The following is a 22,455-nucleotide window of genomic DNA, read 5'->3' as shown; positions in this document are numbered from 1 at the left end:
GGAGAAATAATATTTGGACTTTCTACTAAACGGATTCTTAGAGGCCTTTAGGCTGCTTTTTAGTGGCGATGAGGAAACGTATTCGGCGATCAGGGCGACGCTTTACACTTCGAGCGTTTCGATATTTTTTACGATTTTAGTCGGTTTTCCGCTAGGCTTTACGCTGGGATTTTACGATTTTCGCGGACGGCGAGTATTACGATTGCTTAGCGATACTGCGCTTGCGATGCCTACCGTTGCGATCGGACTTATTTTGTATGCATTTATCACGCGAAACGGCCCGTTTGGCGAGTTTGGGCTGCTTTTTACGCTAAAGGCCGTGATGCTGGGGCAGTTTGTGCTAGCACTACCTATCATCATCTCGCTAAGCGCTAGCGTCGTGGAAAATATGGACAAAAAACACTATCTAACCATCATAAATTTACGCCTGAGCGCGCCGCGGCTAGTGGGCTGCGTGCTTTACGAGCTAAGGTATGCTCTGATGGTGGTCGTAGCGACGGCGTACGGGCGTATCGTGGCCGAGGTCGGCGTGGCGATGATGATCGGCGGAAATATCAAATATTTTACCCGCACGATCACGACTGCAGTGTCGCTGGAGACGAACAAAGGCGAGTTTGCCATGGGTATCGCGCTGGCTTTGGTGCTCATCTTTATCGCGTTTGCCGTAAATTTGACGATACACGCGCTAAAAAGGCTGGATAAATGAAATTTGATAAATTTAGAAATTTTACGCTCGCAAAATGCGGGCTAGGCGCGTCAAATTTGAGCCTTTGTGCAAATTTAACGAGAAAGGCGCAAAGTGATAAACGTTAGAAATTTACGCCTAAACTACGGCGTGAGCGAGATTTTAAACATCCCGCGCCTTGATATCGACGTCACCAAAATCACCGCGCTAACTGGCAGCAACGGCAGCGGTAAAAGCACGCTGATGCGAGTAATTTCATTTTTACAAAAACCTACTAGCGGCGAGGTGCGGCTGTGGGGAAGCAGCGCGCCTAGTCTAAATTTACTGCGCGGCGTTAGCGTTTTGTTGCCAGAGCCTGCACTTTTAAAACGCTCCGTGAGGGAAAACTTTAGGGCTGTTTTAAAAAGCCGCGGAATACTGGGAGAATTTGACGAGCGAGCGAGCGAGGCGTTAAATTTGGTCGGGCTTGACGAGAGCTTTTTAAACAAGCGCCACTTTGAGCTTAGCTCGGGACAGACGCAGCGCGTTAGCTTTGCGTTAAATTTGGCGCTTAGATCGCGGCTATATCTACTCGACGAGCCGACAAATAGCGTGGATGTGGGCACTTCAAAGCTTTTTGGCAAGGCGGTGCTTTACATGCGGCAAAGATACGGCTGCGGTTTTGTGATCGCTAGCCACGACGACAAATGGCTAACCGCAATCGCTGAGGAAAACGTCTTTTTGCACAAGGGTCGCGTGTGCGAATTTGAATACAAAAATGTATTTGACTCGCGGGACGGGGTTTTAAAATTTGACGAAAATGCGAGCGTAAATTTGCCGCAAAATTTACGTAACGCCGTAAAGATCGCCGTAAATCCAAGCAAAATAACGCTAAGCAAAACGCCGATAGATGGGTATTTGGGCGGCATCTTGCACTCGGTTTCGCTCTATCTTGGCAAAGAGCTTTTGGTAAAAATCAAAATCGGCGACTTTTTGATTAAAACGTTGGCGCCTAATTCGCAAAATTTTAACGTCGGCGAGAGGATTTATTTTAAATTTGACGAAGGAGCGTTTTTGGGGCTTGAATGAGCCTCAAATTTTGCAAATTTCGCCCCTGATTTTAAATTTAGACTCGTTTAACGCCCGTTAAAATAGCCGAGTTAAAAGTAAATATCAAAATGAAGCGTAAATGCAAGATATATGCGTAAATTTCATATTTATTTTACCTCCTAAAATTCGCCGTAAGCAATATGCAACTAAGGCATATTTAAGCATATATTAATTTTTTTGATTTATTTTTTTTTAAGTATAAGAAATAAGCCAAAAAGTAGTATAGTTTCACAATCGAGAAAAATCTCAAAAAATAGACAAAAATGATAAAGGAAGGCGATGACTAGCAAGGGCGAATTTGCGGCGGGACGTGGGCTTTATTACTCGCTATTTTCGCGTTTTTTCGTTTTTAGCCAAGAAGCCGATAGATTTAGCGGCGTAAACGCGATGCTAGGCCTTGCCTCGGCGCACGCTCTAAACGAGGAATCGGCCGCCGCGATAATGCGCATACAGGCAAAATTCGACGAGAAAAATTCGCAAAATTTAGCGGATGAATTCGATGAAATTTTCCACGCTCTGCCAAGTCCGCTTAGAAACTCGCTGTCCTACTACGACGAGGGCTACGAGGTCGGACACGCCTGCGCAAAAGTGCGTAAAATTTTAGCCCGCACAGACATTAGGCGCGACGAGGCTAAATTTAAAGAAAACGAAGACAACGTGGGCTTCGTGTTTGCGCTGATGAGCGAATTTATCGCACGAGAGAGCGAGCAGGAGCTATACGGCGAGCTTGAGGAGCAGCTTTTTAAAGAGATTATAAATCCAAACATCGACGAGTTTATAGAGAGTCTTTTTAACCACGAAAGCAGCGAAATTTACAAAGACGTCGCGGTACTTCTGCAAGGATTTATAGAGTTTGAGCGCGTAGTTTTAAGCGCACCGCGTCCTATAAATCAAGGTGAAAACAAAAAGACCTTGGACGGAGTTTCAAGATCCGAGGCCATAAGAAGGCAAAAAAACCGAGTGAGAAAGCTAAAAGCTATGGAGGAAGAAAATGCAAAAAAATAGGCGAGAATTTTTAAAAAAGGCGGGGCTAGTCGGCGCAGCAGCGGCTACGGCCGGAGTAGCGACGGCAGCGGCGTCAAACCTAAAATACGGTAAAAGCAAAAAGACCGAAGTGCTTTATAAAAGAAGCAAAAACTGGGATCTATACTACGAACAAGCGAAATAATAAAATTTAAGAAAGGATAAATATGTCTGAGGCAAATTTACGTCTTATGCCCCACTCAAACGCAGTCGGGCGAAGATCGTTTTTAAAAATGGCCGCACTAGCAGGCGTAGCGGGCGGCATGAGCGGGCTGGCCGCTAGCGGCGTAACTAGAAGCGCCACAAAAGAAGAAATGGCAAATCCGTTTCCAAACTCTAAAATCGTAAAAACCGTTTGTACGGTTTGCTCCGTTGGATGCGGAGTGCGCGCCGAGGTAGAAAACGGCGTTTGGGTACGCCAAGAAGTAGCCCAAGATCACCCGGTAAGCGCTGGCGGCCACTGCTGTAAGGGTAGCGACGTCATCGATATGGTGCGCTCTCACTGCCGCGTAAAATACCCGATGAAAAAAGTAGGCGGCAAATGGAAACGCATCAGCTACAAAGACGCGCTTGATGAAATCGGCGCCAAACTAAAAGCGTATCGCGAGAAAAACCCTGAACAAGTGATGTTTCTAGGCTCTGCAAAAGATTGCAACGAACAAAGCTATTATATAAGCAAATTCGTAGCGATGTTCGGGACTAATAACCTAGATCACCAAGCACGTCTTTGACACAGCTCTACAGTCGCCGGTGTGGCGAATACTTGGGGTTACGGAGCTATGACAAATCATCTTGGAGATATCCAAAACGCGAAGTCTATCTTTATAGTGGGCGCAAATCCGGCGGTAAACCACCCGGTCGGCTTTAGGCATTTTCTAAAAGCGAAGGAAAATAACGGCGCAAAGCTGATCGTGGTCGATCCAAGATACACGAGAACTGCGGCTAAGGCTGATTATTTCGCTCAAATTCGCACCGGCACGGATATACCTTTTATGTACGGCATGATGAATATCATCTTTCAAAACGGCTGGGAAGATAAGGAATTTATAAACGACCGCGTCTACGGTATGGATCTGATCCGCGAAGAGGCTGCCAAATGGACGCCCGAAGTCGTAGCCGATGTTTGCGGGATCAAAAAAGAGACGCTTCTTGAGATAACCGAAGTTTATGCAAAAAATCGCCCGGGATCGGTCGTTTGGGCGATGGGTCTAACTCAGCACACCATAGGCAGCTCAAACACTCGTATCGCTCCGATCCTGCAACTAGTGCTAGGAAATATGGGCGTTAGCGGCGGCGGCTGTAATATCCTTCGCGGTCACGACAACGTTCAAGGCGCGACGGATATGGCGAATTTGCCGACCGAGCTACCCGGGTACTATCCAAAAAACGAAGCCAACTGGAAATACTTCGCTAAGATGTGGAAGGTCGATTTTGAATGGCTCCAAAAGAATTTCGTTAAGCCTGAAATGATGTTTAAGCCCGGATTTACGCTGTCAAAATGGTGGGCAGGCGTGCTTGACGGTAAAAACGGCAACGAAGTAGTAGATAATGCCGGCGACAGTATAAAAGCCTTAGTAGTAATCGGCAACGGCATCACCTCTACCGCGCAACAAGTAAAAGTAAAAGAAGGCCTAGACGCGCTTGAGCTTTTGGTTCTAGTAGATCCTTTCGTAAACGATGCCGGCGTGATAACTGACAAAAAAGACGACGTCTACATACTGCCTGCAGCGACGCAGTTTGAAACTAGCGGCACGGTCGTAGCGACGAACCGTAGCGGCCAGTGGAGAAGCCAGGTCGTAGAGCCTCTCTTTGAGAGTATGCCGGATCACGAAATTTTATTCGAGCTTGCCAAAAGGCTAGGCTACTATGACGAGCTAACGCGCACGATCAGAGACGCCGAAGGTAAGATCGAGTGGCCTGAGGTCGCTACGCGCGAGATCGCAAATATAATAAAAACTATCGGCATGACGGGTTGGACTCCGGAAAGGCTCAAAAAGCACCAAGAAAACTGGGATAAATTTGACGAAAAAACAAGTCTAGGAAAACCGGGCACCGTAGTCGAAGGCGAATACTACGGCTTACCGTGGCCGTGCTGGACTGAGGATCATCCGGGCAGCCCGATACTTTACGATATAAACAAATCCGTTAGGCAAGGCGGTATGGGTTTTAGAAACCGCTTCGGCTTAGAGCATAACGGAGTTAGTCAATTAGCCGCAGACGGTAGCGCGCCCGTAGATTCGTTTGTCAAGGGCGGATATCCGGAGATCAAAAAAGATAACATCGAAAAGGTGCTAGGCATCACGCTAACCGAGGATGAAAAGGCTAAAATAGGCGGCAGCTGGATACATGACGATAGTAATATCATCGCTAAAAAATGCATGGAGAAAAACATCGCTCCGTACGGTAACGCGCGAGCTAGGACGATCGTTTGGACTTTTGCGGATCAAATTCCTCTTCACAGAGAGCCGCTGCATACGCCTAGATTCGATCTGGCGCAGAAGTATCCGAGCTTTGAGGATAAGAAACTTCAAAACCGTGTCGATACAAAATTTAAATCCGTCCAGCTAGCAAAGGACTACTCAAAAGAGTTTCCTATTATCCTCACGACGGCTCGACTCGTAAATTTTAGCGGCGCGGGCATGGAGACGAGAGCTAGTATGTATCTAAGCCGCTTGACGCCTGAGATGTTTGCGGATATCCACCCTGAACTTGCGGCTAAACACGGCATTAAAAACTGGGATTTCATCTGGGTTCATTCGCCTGAAGGTACTAAGGTTAAGGTGCGCGCCAGAGTGGTACCGTCCGTTAAACCAGACACTATCTTTATGCCGTTTCATTATGCGGGTTATATGCAAGGCGCCGATATGACGGGTAATTTCCCGGAAGGCACGAAGCCTTATGCGGTAGGCGAGAGCGCAAATACCGTCACTAACTACGGATATGATATAAACACTCAAATCCCTGAAACCAAAAGCGGTCTATGCCGCATAGAAAAGGCGTAAAATGAGCGAATTTAACGATAATAATAGACTTAAATTTTACTGCGACGACGATAGATGTATCGACTGTAACGGCTGCGCGGTGGCTTGCGATGAGGCTCACGAGCTGCCTCTTGGCATCCGCCGCCGCCGCGTCATCACGCTAAACGAAGGCGTACCGGGCGAGGAAATATCGACCTCGATAGCCTGCATGCACTGCGAGGAAGCGCCGTGCTCGCTGGTTTGCCCGGTTGATTGTTTTTATATCAGAGCCGACGGCATCGTGCTACACGACAAAGATATCTGCATCGGCTGCGGATACTGTCTATACGCGTGTCCGTTCGGTGCGCCTCAGTTTCCGCGCGAGGGAGTGTTTGGCGCCAAAGGTTCGATGGATAAGTGCACGATGTGCGCAGGCGGTCCGCTACCGACGAATAGCGAAGCCGAGCGCGAAGAGTACGGACAGGATAGAATTTCCGAAGGAAAGGTGCCGGTTTGTGCGGCGATGTGCTCGACAAAGGCACTGCTAGTAGGCGAATCGGCTATGATAGAAAAAATCTACGGCGATAGAGTCAAGGCTCGCGGCTACGGCTTTAAAGACCTAAAACAAACTCCAACCTGGAAGCTCGCCTACTATGCTGGCGATAGGCTTAAAATAAAATCTTAAAATTTAGCTCGCTCTCACCGAGATTGCAGGGGCGAGTAATCTCATCAAATTTGACGCGGTTTGTCTGCGTCAAATTTGACTCATGCTTCTTTGATTTCATTAAATTTTACACGGATAGTTCGTTAAATTTGACTTATACTTCTTTAATTTTATTAAATTTTACGCGATAGTTCGTCAAATTTGAATGCAGGTAAATTTGAAATAAAATTGATAAATTTAGGTAGAAAAGGGCGGTCTCCCGCCCTAAATTTACGCTCTAATAGGAGACAAATACGGATTTGCCGAGTGCATCGACATCTCGTTTTGCTCTCTAAATTTGATAAATTCCTCCTCGCTTAGACGCCTGATGTTTGCTATCGTCATCTTTAGCGGCGTGATACCTGAGAGCGGATCGGGATCGCCGGCGTTTGCTAGCTCGTTACCGTCGGCCTCGCTATAGTGGAAGGTCGTAAATATCGTGCCTTCTTTTAGATCCGGATTTACGCGTAGTTTGGCCGCGATCTGACCGCGTTTGTTTTGTACGAGCGCGTAGCAGCCCTCCTCTAGCTCTCTCTCGCGAGCGATATCGGGGCTTACCTCGATGAGCGCGCCCTCGATGCCCGCACCGTATTCAAGAGCCGGACACTCTCTGGTCATCGTGCCCGTGTGGTAGTGATAGACCTTGCGTCCGGTCGTAAATAGGCACGGATATACCTCATCAGGCACCTCGCTAAGCGCGCCGCTACCGACCGGATAGCCGTCCGGGATATTCATCTTGGCTCTAAATTCGGCCTCGGCCTTTGCGCGCTTCTCTTTATCGTCTACGTAAAGCACCGGCGCGAAGCGGAATTTACCGCCAGGCAGCATGGACTTGTGATCTGCGTAAAGCACGGGCGTACCCGGATGCTCCTCGTCTGGGCACGGCCAGCTGATACCGCCTAGTTTGCCTAGTCTATAGTAGCTGATGCCGCCGAAAAATTTAGGCATAAGCTCCCTTAGCTCGTTCCAAATTTGCTCAGGGCTCGCAAAATCAAATCCCTCTAGCCCCATGCGGTTTGCGATGTTGCAAACGACCTTCCAGTCAGGCTCCACGCCGCTAACTGGCTCGCTAGCCTTGCGCGTGCGTTGGACGCGGCGAGAGGTGTTGATAAAGGTGCCATCCTTTTCGCCCCAGCCCGCGGCAGGTAGCACGACGTCGGCTTTGTGCGCGCTCTCGGTAAAGAATAGATCCTGCACGATAAAGCAGTCTAGGTGATGTACGGCGTGGACGAAGTGCTCGGTCCAAGGATCGCTCATTACGGGGTTTTCGCCGTAGACGTAGAGGACTTTTAGCTCTCCGCTATCCATTTTATCGGGTGCTTGCGTTAGTTTAAAGCCAGGAACCGGATTTAGCTCAAAGTGCCATACTTTGCGCGCTTGCTCCTGCGCGTAAGGGCTGTTTACCGCTCCTGCCGGGATGACGTTAGGCAGCGCGCCCATGTCGCATGCGCCTTGGACGTTGTTTTGACCGCGCAGAGGATTTACGCCCGCGCCCTTTTTGCCTAAATTTCCCGTTAAAACGGCTAAATTTGATAGCGAAAAGACGTTTGACGTGCCGTCGCTAAACTGCGTGATACCCATCGTGTAGCAAATCGCCGCCGCGCCTGCTTTAGCATACATTCTAGCTGCCTCTATGATGAGCTCTTTTTTTATACCGGTTTCTCGCTCGAAACGCTCAGGCGTGAAGTCCTTAACCGCTTCTTTTAGATATTCAAATCCCTCGGAGTACTTCTCGATAAACTCGCTGTCTTGCAAATTTTCGGCGATTATGACGTGCATCATCGTATTTAGCGTTTTGATATTCGCTCCGATCGGGATTTGCAAGAAAATATCGGCTTTTTTAGCCATATCGGTGCGCTTTGGATCTACGACGATCATCTTTGCGCCTCGCTGAAGGCCGCGCTGCATCTGCATAGCGATGATCGGGTGACACTCGCTCGTGTTGGTACCGATGAGTAAAAATACGTCCGTATCGGTCGCAAATTCGACTAAATCGTTCGTCATCGTTCCGTTTCCTAACGTGCTGGCAAGACCTGCCACTGTAGGAGCGTGTCAAAGACGGGCGCAGTGATCGACGTTGTTACTGCCCTGGGCGCGGAAAAATTTCTGGAAAACGTAGTTGTCTTCGTTATTTGAGCGCGCAGAGCTAAAGCCCATGATCGAGTTTGGGCCGTATTTTGCGACGGTGGATTTAAATTTATCCGCGAGGAAATCATAAACCTCCTCAAAACTCACTTCTTCAAGCTCGCCGTGCTTGTCGTAGACGCCGTTTAGCTTTCTCATCATCGGTCGGCTTAAGCGTTTAGGAGAGTTTACGAACTCCCAACCGAACATTCCTTTTAGGCAAAGTTCGCCGTCGTTTACGTGGTGATCTTTGCTGGGTTTGGCGTCTACGATTCTACCGTTTTGCACGATAAGATCGATGCCGCAGCCCGTACCGCAATATGGACAGGTGGTCTTTACGATCTCTTCCATTTTTGCTCCTTTCTGGTATTACTGAAATTTATGAGATTATTATATAATGGCAAATATAAATTTAGTTTTAAAATTAGTATATTTTTTTAAGGATTATTTAAGTAATATGCAAATTTAGCATATTACTCTTTTGGCTAAATTTGTCTTTAAAATCGTATTTTGAAAGTAAAATCACATATTAGTCATTTTGATAAAATTTGTCCTACCGGTACCACTCTATAACAATCTATTAAAGATTTCTCGCTGCCGATAACTTGCTTATATCTCCATCCTATCCCTACTATACTTGTCTTTTATCTCATTTTTACCTCATTTGGTTCGTCATCTAGCAACATACTAAAATTCGGTATTAGATTGCTTATTTTTGAGATAAAATTAATAACCTTCGTTTTAAAGCTTTCTAATATAGTTAACTTATCCTGTAAATTTTCTATCCTTTCGTCTTTAACTTTTACTTCTTCTTCTAGCTCAGATATTTTTTGAACTTTGCCATTTATAGAAGTTTGCAGTTTAGCTATTTGTAGTTGTTTATTATCGTTATCTTTTTTTAAGGTTTCTTCCTTTGTTTTGGATACTTCTAAATATTCGTTTCTTTGTTTCAAAGACTGATTTGTTTTTTCTTTGCTTTCCAGATCTGCGTTGGCTTTTTTGAGCTTAATTTGTAGGACATCGCTTTGATCGGCTTTTTGTTTTAGTTCGCCGTCGGTAATTATACTTATCTTATTTTGCATTTGCTCTAATACCAAATTTGCAAGATCTTCTACGAAAGCTTTGTCGTCCTCGGCTTCTATTCTAAAATATTCTTTACCGAATATAGATTTTTCTTTTTTTATATGCTTCTTTGCTTTCTTAACTACGAGTTGCTTTATTTTCTTTTTTAGCTTTTGCTCGTCGCTATACTCTTTTTCTGTTTTGTGCATTTGCTTTAGGTTTTTATGTCTTGCCTTAGTGCCGACCTCGCCCCGCAAAGCGATGCCTTCAAACGCCGCCCCTCCCATTTCTTGCATACTTTTGCCAAATTTTAACGTCTCGCCTTTGCCGTTAAACCTAAGGTTTTTATGGTTTTCAAATTGGTAATTGGTAAAAATAAGCTGATAATGCTTGGTCTTTTCGTCGTTATGTTCAGCGATTAGCAGGCATTTAACGCCATATTTAGCGCAATAATCGTTTGCGAATCTTCTAAATCTATCAAGTGAGACCTGAGCGTTGATAAAATTTACTTCGGTTTTATTTAGCCCTTCTTTGGATTCTTTATTCCGATCGGTGCCGAAACTTATGACTATTTCGGAAAACCCGACCATATTTTCTCGCCAACGATTCTTTACCACCTTGCCGTTTTTATAGATTTTAGTTTGGGCTTCGTAGTCGGCCTTCATTTTTTCGTGGTATTTTTTCAAGAGTACTTTTATATACTTTCTATCGCTAAATTCCCTATCGCTATTAGGCATCTCTCGCATATTGCCGTTATCGTTATATTCGCTAAGCACTATGTATCTATTATTACGGCTGTTGCCTCTAAGATATCCAATCTTAGAGGCGTGCTTAACCTCTCTAACATTGTGCTCATACCTTATAATAGCCTTTTTGAGCGTCAAGAATTCGCTTCTTACACAAAGAACTAGGCTGTGTCCGCCTATTTGAAGAGCATCACTCATTTTTAGTCCTTTTCTTTATTATCTACTATAGAAATTAAGAGCATGTTTTAACCCTTTTTTGAAAAATATAAGTCGCAATGTCCGTTATCGCAAACGCTATGCGAGAATTCTTTGCATCTCCCATCTTTATATAACGCGGAATATCTCTGCCCTGCGATATACGAAGATCAAGAGTAGATACGCCGATGCCAAGAACCCCTGCGGTTTGCTTTCTGTCTAGAACTACCTTTCCTTTATATTGGCTAGATATGTGCTCAAGAAGCGTTTTGTACTCTACATCGTTATATAGTTCGTTAAGCATCCCATTTTCTCCTTATGCTTATTCTTATATAACTAATTATATGTACTTTTCATTTACTCTTGTTATTTTGAGTAGTTTTTGGATAGTTTTTGAAAAATTTTTAATACCCTATGATTCCTTAGGGTATTTTAGAGTAATTTAGGATAAAAAATGTTTTCTTGTTTTTAAAAACAAAAATAAAGCATCTTAGATTGACTTAGAAAACATGGCGAGAAATTGGAATATTAAAAAATTTCGGGAACAAACAGGGAACAAATTTTATAAAACTAAGAAAACTTAAAGCTCTTGAAACATTGTAAAAATCGGGGTTTTAAAAGGATTTTTGAATATAAATGGCTCCGGATGCTGGGTTCGAACCAGCGACCAAGTGATTAACAGTCACCTACTCTACCGCTGAGCTAATCCGGAACACTTGAAAAGAGCTCGTATTATAGACGAAAAGATATGTTTTGTCAATAAATTTTAGCTTAATTTATAAAAAATTGTACAGAGCCCAATAAATTTTTATAAAAGGCTACAACTAGCCTTTTATAAATCCACTTGCAATAACCTTATCGCCATCATACATAACACAAAGCTGGCCTTGTGCCACACCAAGTGCATTTTGATTTAGCGTTAGTTTTGCTGTTTTATTCTCTTTATCAACCTCAACAAAAGCATCAAGTTTAGGGCTTCTATATCTTATCTTGGTTTCGCACTCAAATTTATCTTTATCTATAAACAAATTTACGTTTTCAAGCTCGACTACCTTTTGAGCCAAGTCATCTTTTGTTCCTACAACGATCTCGTTTTTATCGGCATTTATCTTTATAACGAAATGTGGCTCATGAGCACCAAAAACCTCAAAACCACGGCGCTTACCGATAGTATAGTGCATATAACCTTGGTGGCGACCGATTATTTTGCCGTCTTTATCAACTACGTTTCCTGGCAAATTTGTATTGTAATGCCTATTTAAAACCTCGATATAAGTATCTTCCACAAAGCAAATTTCACTACTTTCTGCCTGCGTAGCAAATTCTTCAAGCACTTTTACACTTCTTGCAAGCTCTTTTATATCTTTTTTAAATTTATCCCCAAGCGGGAAAATAACATCTTTTAATATCTCTTTTGGCACTTGGGCTAAAAAGTAGCTTTGATCCTTGCTAGGATCTTTTGCGCATGTGATAAATCCATCAATAACTTGCACATAATGCCCAGTAGCAAGCTTCTCACAGCCATTTGCCTTTGCAAAATCAAGCAGTGCACCAAGCTTTATAAATTTATTGCACAAAGCACAAGGATTTGGCGTCTTGCCCTCTTTATAGAGCTTCACAAAAGGATCATAGACAAACTCGTTAAATTTATCCTGCAGATCCAAAATATGCACCTTTATGCCAAGATACTCGCCTACTTTTTTTACTTTTCTGATATTTTCTTCGTGATATCCTGGCTTTTGATGTAGCATCATATAGCAACCTTGTACTTCATGACCAGCTTCTTGCAGAAATTTAGCCGTCATAGTGCTATCTACACCACCGCTCATTGCGACCATTATTTTCATATTTTTTACCTCTTTGAAATTTAAAAGGGGATATTTTATATCTTATTTTTAAATAGCCAAAATTTCATCTACAATAAGCTCTAAATCATCGGTGATTTTGTATAAATTTATATCTTCTTTTTTTATTGTTTTTTGGCTAACTAGCGTATTTTTTATAAATTCATCAAGCCCTTGCCAAAACTCGCTCCCAAAAAGAAAAATTTTTACTTTTTTACTACCAACTTGAGCAAGTACTAAAATTTCAAAAAGTTCATCAAGGGTGCCAAAGCCACCCGGAAAGACGACAAATGCGACTGAACGATCGGTAAGTGCAAATTTTCTTGGGCTTAAATTTGAAAAGAGGTATTTTGCCGTAACGTAAGGGTTTGTATTTTGTTCAAACGGAAGCCTCACATTTAGGGCTATGCTTGGCGATTTTGCACTATCAAACGCGCCCTTGTTTGCGGCTCTCATTATGCCGTCTCCGCCACCAGTTAAGATGGCATATCCTAGCTCGTTTAGCTTATAAGCTAGTTCATAAGCCTTTTTGCAGTAGAAATTTTCTTCATCAAATCTAGCCGAGCCAAAGAAGGTAACATTTTTATTTTTATATTTTAAGACGTTTGGAAAATTTAAAAGATCGCTAACTAATTCATTATTCATTATTTTAACTGTTGAAGCCTCTCGCGTTTTGAGCCTATCTGAGTGATCTGGATGCCAAAGTTTCCATCGATTATTACAACTTCACCAAGAGCTATTACCTTATCGCCGATCAAAATTTCTAGTGGATCATTTGCTAATTGATTTAACTCGATAACTGAGCCAATATCCATGGTAAGCACATCTTTTAAAAGCATTCTTTTTGAGCCGATACGAACACGAATAGGCAGCCTAACATCCATTATAAGCCCGATATTTCTCATCTCTTCAGCGCTAAAGTCACCCTTAGCTACGTGAGGAGCGCTCGCTGGTGCAGCTGGTGCTTCGGTCTTTGTTGGCTCAAAAAATTTCATCAACGAATGATCGCAAGCAAAACCGATATGCTCACTTAGATCTTCGATTTTGACATTAAATAAAAATAACTTTTCATAAACACTAAAATCAAGCGAAGAATTTTCATCTAAAAAATTTACATTTATTACTTCAAAATTTATCTTTGGCATGCCCTTTTGAGCACCCAAAGATGTACTAAAAGCACTAAAAAGATTTGAAAATATCTCTTTTGCGGCGTCAAGCTCATCACTGCCTAAATTTTCATTCTTTGAAATTTCCTCTTCACCCATCATCCATTCGCTAATGGCACTTATTAAAACTGGAGTACATACTATCTCTGTTTTAGCATTGATATCGCCACTTAAAGAGATATTAGCCATCACTACCGGCGGTTTTATGCCATTTTGCGTTGGTGCATCAAATTCATTTCTTTCACCAACCTCAGGAGCTCTGCCCGTAAGTCCTTCGATAGTAGCTTTTAATTCGTTAGAAAATATATTAAAAAAATCATTCATCATCTTCGTCGTCCTCTTCTTCTTCCATTTTGCGCTCATTAGCTTCATACGCCATTAGCTTTGCTTTTCGCTCTTCTTCGTATTTTTCTAAGATATTTTTGATCTCATCTTTATCAGAGCGTATTAACTGCTCAATTCTTATAGATTTTCTAAATCTATGAAGTCCGACTTCAGCTAAGAAAACTTCTTTTTTATCGATACAAACGATCGCCTTATCATCAGCTCCTCTATCAAGCCTTAAAATATCGCCTTCTTTTAAATTTAAAAACTCATTTACGCTGATGATCGATTTGCCAAGTATAGCTTCGTATAAAATTTCTGCCCGTCCGATAAGTGTTTTTAGCTCTTTGTTTCTACTTTTTTTTGCACTTGTTTCACCAAGCATGATGTCTCTGTTTGCAAGGCGTGAGAGTATCGGTTCAAGGTAGATAACCGGATAGCATAAATTTATCATACCGCTTGAGCCACCAACTATGATCTCCATAACGACCATGATGACGATCTCATTTTGAGAGACGATCTGTACGACATTTGGACTGCTCTCCTTAGCTTCCACATTTGGGTACATATCAGTTATCATTGACCAGCTCTCTTTTAGACGCTGCATGATCATTCTAAGCACCGCATCAAGCAAATTTACTTCAATGTCGGTTAGCTCTCTATTTGCTTCAAAATTTTCACCAGTTCCGCCAAGCAAACGATCTATCATCGGAAAAGCGATGCTTGGATTTATCTCCAAAACACAGTTTCCATCAAGCGGCTTTATAGAAAAGACATTAAAGCTCGTTGGACTTGGCAAGCTCATCAAAAATTCGCCATAAGTCATTTGATCAACACTGTGGAGTCTAATCTCGACAATACTTCTCATAACACTAGAAATTTGACTAGCCAAATTTCTAGCAAGCTTATCATGGATGCCTTTTATTGCACGAAGCTGCTCTTTACTAACGCGGTTTGGACGCTTAAAATCATAAATAATAATCTGTTTTTGTTCGCCTTGCGATCTCTCTTCGACCTCGATATTACTCGTATCGCCGTCTTCATCGACAACTTCAAGTAGCGCGTCTATCTCTTCTTGACTTAAAATATCAGCCATTAAACCCCCAAGCTACGCCTGATACGATCAAGCAAACGTTTATGAATTTGTGAAATTCTACTCTCGCTGATATTCATGATCTGGCTTATCTCTTTTAAATTTAGCTCTTCATAATAATAAAGCTGAACCAACATCTGATCTCTTTCGTCAAAATCTTTTAAAGCTTCTTCTATTTTTAAAATGAGATCCTCTCTCTCAATGCTTTTCTCGACATCATTTTGACCAATTAGCTCCATTTGCTCGTCTATTGGCAAAATAGTAATGATACCGCTAACGCCTCTTGCCTCTCTTATCTTCTCAATATCTTCATTAAGCTTTTCGGCCAAATACTCATCGCTTGGCTCTTCTTCAAATTCATTAAAATAGTTATCTATCTCGCTATTTATACTCTTTACTAGCTTTCTATCGCTTCTGCTAACAACATCAAGCGTCCTTAGATAATCAAGCATAGAGCCATAAATTCTCTTTTTGCCATAACCCCAAAAAGAGTCATTTTGCTCCTTGTCATACTTCCTGCTAAGCTTTATCATCTCTTCAACACCAATGCTTATTAGGTCATTTGTATCTATGCTTGATGGTAGCCTCTCTTTAAGTCTAAACGCCATTGCACGCAGTGCTGGCATATATTTTAAGACGATCTCGTCTTGTTCCTTTTTTATCGTGTTTTTATAAGCGTTAAGCTGCTTTTGCTTTAACTCGTGCATTTCGTTTACCAGAATCAAAATTTTCAGCAGTCATTTTTACCATTATATTTTCCATACGCTTTTCTCTAGTATTTAGCTCAGAGATGAGATAGTCTGCGATCTCTTCGTGTTTTTGTTTGTCAAAAATTTTAGTTAAAGCCCTTTTCACATCGATGTAGTTCATGATAACAATATGAATTATAAGATAAAAAAACAAAGTAATAACTAGTGTATAAACAAGCATTTCGATAGGCTCACTCACCTTTAGCAAGGTAAAAACTATACCTATAAAAAAACCACAAACTGTAAAAAATGCTATAAAATTTTCTGCACGCAAAGCTCAATCTCCATCAAAATTGTTCTATCAAACGCTTAAAGAAGCCCCCAAAGCTCCTATTTTGCTCATCGTTAAGCACTTTTCGTTCCAACCTATAAAGCAAATTCGAAGCTATCTGTTTTATCTGAGCACTAGGCTCAGCATAAGCAGCATCGTCTGTAAAAAGCGTTCGTTGTTTTATGCTTCTTGAAACATTCTTATCAGAAGCCACAAATCCTATAAGCTCTAAATTTAAGCTAGGCCCGATATTTGCATTAGCAACGCGTTTTATATTTTCATAAATTCTAGTCGCTTCTGCTTCATTTTTCACCATATTTAAGAGCAAGAGCTCGCTATTTTTAAACCTTGAGACGATCTTTATGACAGCGTATGCATCAGTTATCGCCGCAGGATCAGGCACAGTCACCACCACGACCTCATCGGCCGCTTCTAAAAATAGCTGTGTGCTACCGCCTATGCCAGCTCCGGTGTCAATGATCAAAAAATCAAGCTCATCAAGCTCGCTCGCCTCATCTAAAAACCTCTCAAATAAAAATTGATTGTTAAATTTCAAAATTTCATCGCCGCTTTCACCAGGAATGAGGATCAAATTTTTATTTATAGGTATCAAGATATCTTTTAGACTGCACTCACCTTTTAGCACGTGAAGCAGGTTTTTACCCATTTTTACATTTAAGATGACATCAAGGTTTGCAAGGCCGATATCAGCGTCAAATAGCCCTACTTTGTAGCCATTTTTTGATAAGACATTTGCTAAATTTGCGCTTATCGTACTCTTACCAACACCGCCCTTACCGCTAGTTATCGCAATAAAATGCGTATTTTTGCTCTTGCTTTGAGACTGGACTAAATTTTGTAATTTTTGCGCTTGATTATTCATCGCTAGCCTTTTGCTTTGTAAAGCCGTCAAACACGCACTCTACTAAAAATTCGCTCTTTGCCTCCACAAGATCATCAGGTACCTCTTGACCCACGCTAAAGTAGCTAACCGGCGTGTTTGTCTCATATATCAGCGAAAAGACATTACCAAAAATTTTTGTCTCATCAAATTTTGTGATTATAAGTGTATCGATCTCTAAAAATGAAAATCCATTATAAATTTCTATCAGATCCTCAACCTTTGAGCCAGCCGAAAGGACCAAATTTACATCAATCTTTGCGCCACTATGCTTTAAAAATTTATCAAGCCTTTCAAGCTTTTCTTTGTCATACTGTGAATTTCCAGTCGTATCAATAAGTATCACATCACAATAATTAAGCTGTTTGATAGCATTTTGAAAGTCATCTATCTCGATAACATCGAGAATAGGAAGCTTCATCATTTTAGCGTATTGAAATAACTGCTCAACCGCTCCAATACGATATGTATCAAGCGTGATGATACCTGTTTTATAGCGTTTTTCATTGCCGTATGCAAAACGAGCAGCTAGCTTTGCAAGAGTCGTAGTCTTACCAACTCCGGTTGGGCCAACTAGCATCATGATACGTTGTTTTTTATCGCTTGGCTCTTTTCTGCAAGGTAGCATATTTCGCAAAAGTGAGTAGAAGTATCTCTTTACAGCAGTTGGATTACTCTTCATTGAGACTGGTAAATTTTCAAGCGTCGTTTGCATGATAGCCTCTAAATGCTCATCTTTCATGCCACTTTGTTTTGCGAGTTTATAGATGCTAGCAAACTCTGGTGGGATCGAGAGATTGTTGCGATTTGGAGCTTTTTCGTCCCAGATCATGTCAGTTATCAGCCCTATTTTATCGCTTAGCACGCTTACTTGCTTTGCCATGTCGTCTATTTTTTTATTCATACCATTTGGTATGCTCGACTCTTTATCTTTGACATCATCGATATTTACATTTGCGATCGTGCTTATCTCTTTTGCAGCAGCTGAGATATTTAAAAGCACGCTCTCATTTGGATCGTAAGGCTCGGGTGATGCTGTCTTTGCCTCAAATTTAGCTGGCTCTTCTTTTATCTCAAATTTTGGCTTAGCAGGCTCATAGTTTTTATTAAATTTAGAATAGGCATTTTCGTAATTTATGGCTTTTGTATTTGGTTTTGCGGGCTGCTTTACGTCGTCCTCTTCGACGCTTACTAAAATTTCATAAAGCGGTTTTTTATTTATCGTTTTGGCTTGAATTTGTTTTGTAGTAACTAGTATGGCCTTTTCGCCGCACGTTTCTTGAGCCTTTTTCAAAGCCTCGATGGTGCTCTCACCTGTAAAAGTATGAAATTTTGTAGCCATTTATATCCTTTTAACTCTCATAAGCCCTAGTGGCACGATCACGCTAAGCCTCTTATCGGCTCCTGGGTGCGGGACGATAAGGCGTGGCGTCTTATAGACTTTTTTACTAAAATACAAAATATCCAGATCAAGCGTACGTGGTGCATTTTTAAATGTCCTCACACGCTTAAATTTACTCTCATAGTGCCCTAAAATTTTTAGCAAATTTCTAGGGCTCATAGATGTTTGTAAATTTATAACAGCGTTACTAAAATCATCCTGCGCTTCGTAGCCAAACGCCGCATTTATAAGGATCGGCGAGACTTCAACTACATGAAAACGCCTATCTTCACTAATCACTCTTATAAATTTATCAAACCTCTTTACGCTGTCACCGATGTTGCCGCCCATACCAACTAGCGCCTCATATTTAAACTCATCTCTTTTCTGAAAAAAACTAGGGCAAAAACGGCTTTTTACGATCTTTCTTGCTCCAGCTAGCTTCATAAAATTTCGCACCCACCTTCTCTTGCGACCACCACGTCTTCGATGCGCACACCAAATTCATTTTCTAGATAAATTCCAGGCTCTATGCTAAAGACCATGCCCTCTTTTATGAGCATTTCGCTCCTTGCTGAGATGACTGGAAGCTCGTGTATATCGACACCCACACCGTGTCCTGTCGAGTGGAAAAAGGCCTTTTCATATCCAGCCTTTGCTATTACATTTCTTGCAGCAAGATCTATCTCGCACGCCCTAATGCCAGCTCTTGCGACCTTTATTGCAGCAACCTGAGCCTCTTTTACGATCTCGTAAATTTCTTGCATCTTTGCGTTTTTAAATTTTTGCTCTTTTGAGAAGTTAAAATTTTCATCAAAGCAAGCAGTTCTGGTGCGATCAGAGCAGTAACGCTTAAATTTAACTCCAGCGTCAAGCAGCAGCAAATCGCCTTTTTTTAAAATTTTATCTCCAGGCAGCGCATGCGCCTTTGCGGCGTTTTCGTTTATCGCCACGATCGGATCAAAGCTAAGACCTAGCTCATTTTTTTGCCTAAAGATAAGCGAGGCGTTAAAATGAAGCTCTTTTTCGCTCATTCCTTCGCCATTTTCACGCACAAATTTAGCAAATTCATCAAAGCATTTTGCTCCAAATTCGCTAGCCTTTTTTAAAATTTTTATCTCATCTTCGCTTTTGCAAATTCTCTTTAGCCTAGAGAAATTTGCCTTTGGCTTGAAATTTATCTTAAACCCCTTGCTAAGCGCGTTAAACTCGCTTAAGCTTAGCTCATCAGGGTTAAAAACGAGACTGCTTGGCTTCATTTTTCTTAAAAATGCCCTAACCTCGTTTATTAAATTTCTCTGCGCCAAAAGAACGACCACGCCTGCATTTACGCAGCTTTTTGCCTCAAAATAATACCTAGCGTCCGTGAAAAAGTATTTCACGCCATCAACGCATAGCAAAAACTCATTGTCGCAGCTGTAGCTGCACTCGTAAAATACGGCGTTTTCGTCCTTTAAGATGAAATTCATTGTGCTTTTTGATTTGCTCTTACTGCTTTGATTTGTTCAAAAATTTGAAGCATGCCTATCATCGCCAAATGATAGCCAACTGGTCCAAAGCCCACGATCTGACCTGCAGCAACTGGCGCGATGAGGCTTTTGTGGCGGAATTCTTCTCTTCTATAAACGTTACTGATATGCACCTCGATAACTGGCAGCGCAACCGCACTTAGCGCATCACGGATAGCGATAGAGGTGTGAGTGTAAGCAGCTGGGTTTATGATGATGCCATCAGCATCGCCCAAGCACTCTTGGATCTTATCGACTAGCTCGCCCTCAAGATTGCTTTGAAAAAACTCGATTTCAACGTCATTTTGATCTGCAACGATCTTCATTTGAGAGTGGATATCCTCCATCTTCATTACGCCGTAAATTCCTGGCTCTCTAGCGCCAAGCATGTTAATATTTGGGCCTTGGATGACCATTATTTTTGGCTTCTTATCCATATCTTTCCTTTTTGATTAAATGGCCCAAATTATACATTTTAGTTCCTAAATTTTCGCTACAATAACAAAAATTTAAGGCTCAAATGTGGAAATTTTAAAAGCAAAAAAAATAATCACTGGCGGAGAAAATCCAAAAATTTTAAGAAATTCTTGTGTTGTTATTGAAAATGATAAAATTTTAGAAATTACAAGCGAAAAAGAGGCGCAAAAAAAATTTAAAGATGCAAAAATTTACGACTTTGGTGAGAGCGTGATCGCCCCAGCGTTCGTAAATACGCACGTTCATTTGGAGTTTAGCTCAAATGTTAGCACGCTAAAATATGGCGACTTTATAAAGTGGCTTGGCTCTATCGTCGATAAAGGCGGCGAGCTAGCCAAAATGGACGCTAAAAAGGCTATGAATAAAGCTATAAATTCGATGCTAAAAAGCGGAGTTTGCGCCATTGGCGAGATCTCTAGCTTTGGCTCTGAGCTTGAAATTTTAGCCGCTAGTCCGCTAAAAGTAGTGCTTTTTAGTGAAATTTTAGGCTCAAGCGAGCAGATGGTTCAGCAAAATTTACAAAATTTCTTAGCTAAATTTGAAAAAGCAAAAGGATATAAAAGCCAAAATTTCACCCCAGCCATCTCGCTGCACTCGCCCTACTCTGTGCATCCAAAGCTTGCTAAAGCCGCCCTTGAGATAGCCAAAAAAGATGACTTGCTAGTTAGCACGCACTTTCTAGAGAGCAAGGCTGAAAAGCAGTGGTTGGAGCGTGGCACCGGAGGGTTTAAAAAACATCTTTTAAGATTTAATCCGGCCCCAAAGCCAATGTATGACGCGCAGAGCTATTTTGCGATGTTTCGTGAGACAAATACACTTTTCACGCACTGCGTTTATGTGAGCGATTTTGCTAAATTTAAGCCTCATCACAGCGTGACACACTGCGCCATTTCAAACAGGCTGCTTGGCAAAAAGACACTAAATTTAAAAGAAATTTTCAAAAATAATGTCAGCTTAAATATCGGCACAGACGGCCTTAGCTCAAATATCAGCCTAAATTTCTGGCATGAACTAAGAGCTGCCCTATTTACCCACGCTAGCCTTAATCTAAATGAACTTGCCGCCAGGCTTTTTGTCGCTGCAACGCACGGGGGCGCAAAAGCACTTAGGACAAATAACGGTGAGATAAAAGCAGGACGTGCGGCTGATCTTGCGGTCTATAACGACCTAAAGTGCGATGATAGCGAGCTAATACTTCAGCTAATACTTCATACAAATGAGGCTAAAAAACTATATATCGGAGGCAAAATTTGCAAATTTTAAGGCTTATTTTTAGAGGAATTTTGGGAATTTTTAAATTTATAAATAACTACTTTAAGGCGCTCATATTTTTGCTCATCTTATTTTTTATTTTCGCGCCAGATAGCAAGATGAAAGAGCCAAATTTAGCCCGCATCGACATCACGGACACGATAATGGATACTAGTGAAATTTTAGATGCGCTCGAAAAAGCAAGGCTTGATAGCAACATCAAAGGTGTGCTGCTCTACATCGACAGTCCAGGCGGTGCAATAAGTCCTAGCGTGGAGCTAGCCATGGCGGTCAAGAGGCTAAAAGAGAGCAAAAAAGTGCTCGCATACGCAGCTGGCAACATGGCGAGTGGCAGCTACTACGCTGGCGTAAATGCCGACACTATCGTAGCAAATCCAGGTGCTTTCATAGGCTCTATCGGCGTCATCATGCAAGGGGCAAACATCGAAAATTTAGCCAAAAATTTAGGCGTGAGCGAGCAGGTGGTGAAGGCTGGCGAGTTTAAAGAGGCTGGCACCTTTATGAGGAGCTGGAGCAAGCAGGAGCGTGAGAGCTTGCAAGGGCTCGTAAATGACGCTTACATGCTCTTTGTAAGTGACGTGGCAGAGGCTAGAAATTTAGATATCAACAAAAAAGACGAGTGGGCAAACGCAAGAGTATTTTTAGCTTACAATGCCCTAAAAATGGGTCTAATTGATAGCCTTGGCAGCTACATAGACGCTCAAAACGAGCTAGCAAAAATGAGCCTCGTAGATGAGCCCATCTGGCAAGAAAAACCACAGCTCGAAAAGATAATGGAGAAATTTACAAAGCAAGGCATAAACTCGCTTTTTAGTGCATTTTTTGAGACAAAGCTTAGATAATTTTTCCAAAATTTATAAATTTAAGCACCAAACAATAGAC

Annotated in this window: 22 protein-coding genes and 1 tRNA gene; 8 read left to right on the top strand and 15 right to left on the bottom strand. The window is 41.9% G+C overall.

The features are described from left to right. Positions 1 to 13 precede the first annotated feature (13 nt). From tupB to fdh3B, 6 genes are all read left to right on the top strand, one after another. Positions 14 to 706, top strand: coding sequence for a tungstate ABC transporter permease TupB (tupB, locus tag CYP28_RS02900; protein ID WP_103593017.1), 693 nt, complete (start codon positions 14 to 16; stop codon positions 704 to 706). Positions 707 to 799: 93 nt separating this feature from the next. Next, on the top strand, positions 800 to 1,753 hold the full coding sequence (gene tupC, locus CYP28_RS02895; protein ID WP_103593016.1) for a tungstate ABC transporter ATP-binding protein TupC: 954 nt from the start codon (positions 800 to 802) through the stop codon (positions 1,751 to 1,753). Between the two features lie 300 nt (positions 1,754 to 2,053). After that, positions 2,054 to 2,779 carry a TorD/DmsD family molecular chaperone gene (locus tag CYP28_RS02890; RefSeq protein WP_103593015.1) on the top strand — a complete coding sequence of 242 codons (726 nt, stop codon included), beginning with the start codon at positions 2,054 to 2,056 and terminating at the stop codon, positions 2,777 to 2,779. Continuing rightward, the gene (locus CYP28_RS02885) at positions 2,766 to 2,942 is read left to right on the top strand and encodes a twin-arginine translocation signal domain-containing protein (RefSeq protein WP_084040950.1); all 177 of its coding nucleotides are present in this window, start codon (positions 2,766 to 2,768) and stop codon (positions 2,940 to 2,942) included. Before CYP28_RS02890 ends, CYP28_RS02885 begins: the two co-directional genes overlap by 14 nt. A gap of 46 nt (positions 2,943 to 2,988) precedes the next feature. Next, positions 2,989 to 5,799: a molybdopterin-dependent oxidoreductase gene (locus CYP28_RS02880; RefSeq protein ID WP_103593355.1), complete on the top strand. Its 2,811-nt coding sequence runs from the start codon at positions 2,989 to 2,991 to the stop codon at positions 5,797 to 5,799. A 1-nt stretch (position 5,800) separates the two neighbouring features. Next, a complete protein-coding gene (fdh3B, locus tag CYP28_RS02875) occupies positions 5,801 to 6,442 on the top strand; it encodes a formate dehydrogenase FDH3 subunit beta (protein ID WP_103593014.1) in 642 nt (213 codons plus the stop codon). A 249-nt stretch (positions 6,443 to 6,691) separates the two neighbouring features. Here the strand turns inward: fdh3B and CYP28_RS10805 are convergent, their stop codons facing one another. From CYP28_RS10805 to aroQ, 15 genes are all read right to left on the bottom strand, one after another. Then, the gene (locus CYP28_RS10805; RefSeq protein WP_343219156.1) at positions 6,692 to 8,935 is read right to left on the bottom strand and encodes a molybdopterin oxidoreductase family protein; all 2,244 of its coding nucleotides are present in this window, start codon (positions 8,933 to 8,935) and stop codon (positions 6,692 to 6,694) included. Positions 8,936 to 9,228: 293 nt separating this feature from the next. Further along, complete coding sequence (locus tag CYP28_RS02860) at positions 9,229 to 10,590, bottom strand: hypothetical protein (RefSeq protein WP_258032501.1); 1,362 nt, start codon at positions 10,588 to 10,590, stop codon at positions 9,229 to 9,231. Between the two features lie 34 nt (positions 10,591 to 10,624). Further along, positions 10,625 to 10,891: a helix-turn-helix transcriptional regulator gene (locus tag CYP28_RS02855; RefSeq protein ID WP_084040956.1), complete on the bottom strand. Its 267-nt coding sequence runs from the start codon at positions 10,889 to 10,891 to the stop codon at positions 10,625 to 10,627. Positions 10,892 to 11,224: 333 nt separating this feature from the next. Then, positions 11,225 to 11,299, bottom strand: a tRNA-Asn gene (locus CYP28_RS02850). A gap of 112 nt (positions 11,300 to 11,411) precedes the next feature. Next, positions 11,412 to 12,434: a tRNA 2-thiouridine(34) synthase MnmA gene (gene mnmA, locus CYP28_RS02845; protein ID WP_087585565.1), complete on the bottom strand. Its 1,023-nt coding sequence runs from the start codon at positions 12,432 to 12,434 to the stop codon at positions 11,412 to 11,414. 48 nt (positions 12,435 to 12,482) lie between these two features. Beyond that, positions 12,483 to 13,076, bottom strand: coding sequence for a TIGR00730 family Rossman fold protein (locus tag CYP28_RS02840; protein WP_087585564.1), 594 nt, complete (start codon positions 13,074 to 13,076; stop codon positions 12,483 to 12,485). Beyond that, positions 13,076 to 13,924 carry a flagellar motor switch protein FliY gene (gene fliY, locus CYP28_RS02835; RefSeq protein ID WP_085657666.1) on the bottom strand — a complete coding sequence of 283 codons (849 nt, stop codon included), beginning with the start codon at positions 13,922 to 13,924 and terminating at the stop codon, positions 13,076 to 13,078. Before fliY ends, CYP28_RS02840 begins: the two co-directional genes overlap by 1 nt. After that, positions 13,914 to 15,017: a flagellar motor switch protein FliM gene (fliM, locus tag CYP28_RS02830; protein ID WP_054196277.1), complete on the bottom strand. Its 1,104-nt coding sequence runs from the start codon at positions 15,015 to 15,017 to the stop codon at positions 13,914 to 13,916. Before fliM ends, fliY begins: the two co-directional genes overlap by 11 nt. Continuing rightward, positions 15,017 to 15,721, bottom strand: a complete 705-nt coding sequence (locus CYP28_RS02825; RefSeq protein WP_021090868.1) for an RNA polymerase sigma factor FliA — start codon at positions 15,719 to 15,721, stop codon at positions 15,017 to 15,019. The genes fliM and CYP28_RS02825 overlap by 1 nt, the downstream gene beginning before the upstream one ends. Further along, on the bottom strand, positions 15,693 to 16,037 hold the full coding sequence (locus CYP28_RS02820) for a hypothetical protein (RefSeq protein ID WP_103582471.1): 345 nt from the start codon (positions 16,035 to 16,037) through the stop codon (positions 15,693 to 15,695). Before CYP28_RS02820 ends, CYP28_RS02825 begins: the two co-directional genes overlap by 29 nt. 13 nt (positions 16,038 to 16,050) lie before the next feature. Beyond that, on the bottom strand, positions 16,051 to 16,917 hold the full coding sequence (locus CYP28_RS02815; protein ID WP_103593011.1) for a P-loop NTPase: 867 nt from the start codon (positions 16,915 to 16,917) through the stop codon (positions 16,051 to 16,053). Continuing rightward, entirely contained in the window at positions 16,910 to 18,277 is a 1,368-nt protein-coding gene (gene flhF, locus CYP28_RS02810; RefSeq protein ID WP_103593010.1) for a flagellar biosynthesis protein FlhF, read from the bottom strand. Before flhF ends, CYP28_RS02815 begins: the two co-directional genes overlap by 8 nt. Then, positions 18,278 to 18,763 (bottom strand): 2-amino-4-hydroxy-6-hydroxymethyldihydropteridine diphosphokinase, encoded by a 486-nt coding sequence (gene folK / locus CYP28_RS02805; protein WP_103593009.1) that lies wholly within the window; start codon positions 18,761 to 18,763, stop codon positions 18,278 to 18,280. Further along, positions 18,760 to 19,785 (bottom strand): M24 family metallopeptidase, encoded by a 1,026-nt coding sequence (locus CYP28_RS02800; RefSeq protein WP_103593008.1) that lies wholly within the window; start codon positions 19,783 to 19,785, stop codon positions 18,760 to 18,762. Before CYP28_RS02800 ends, folK begins: the two co-directional genes overlap by 4 nt. Next, complete coding sequence (gene aroQ / locus CYP28_RS02795; protein WP_103593007.1) at positions 19,782 to 20,261, bottom strand: type II 3-dehydroquinate dehydratase; 480 nt, start codon at positions 20,259 to 20,261, stop codon at positions 19,782 to 19,784. Before aroQ ends, CYP28_RS02800 begins: the two co-directional genes overlap by 4 nt. 85 nt (positions 20,262 to 20,346) lie before the next feature. Here aroQ and mqnF point away from each other — a divergent pair, with 85 nt between their 5' ends. Both mqnF and sppA read left to right on the top strand, forming a co-directional pair. Next, complete coding sequence (gene mqnF / locus CYP28_RS02790) at positions 20,347 to 21,564, top strand: aminofutalosine deaminase family hydrolase (protein ID WP_103593006.1); 1,218 nt, start codon at positions 20,347 to 20,349, stop codon at positions 21,562 to 21,564. Next, positions 21,552 to 22,415 (top strand): signal peptide peptidase SppA, encoded by an 864-nt coding sequence (gene sppA, locus CYP28_RS02785; RefSeq protein WP_103593005.1) that lies wholly within the window; start codon positions 21,552 to 21,554, stop codon positions 22,413 to 22,415. The genes mqnF and sppA overlap by 13 nt, the downstream gene beginning before the upstream one ends. Positions 22,416 to 22,455 lie beyond the last annotated feature (40 nt).

This window comes from Campylobacter concisus (genome assembly GCF_002914195.1).
Taxonomy (GTDB): Bacteria; Campylobacterota; Campylobacteria; order Campylobacterales; family Campylobacteraceae; genus Campylobacter_A; species Campylobacter_A concisus_M.
The sequence above is the reverse complement of the archived record's forward strand: the minus strand, read 5'-3'. Positions and strand labels throughout refer to the sequence as shown.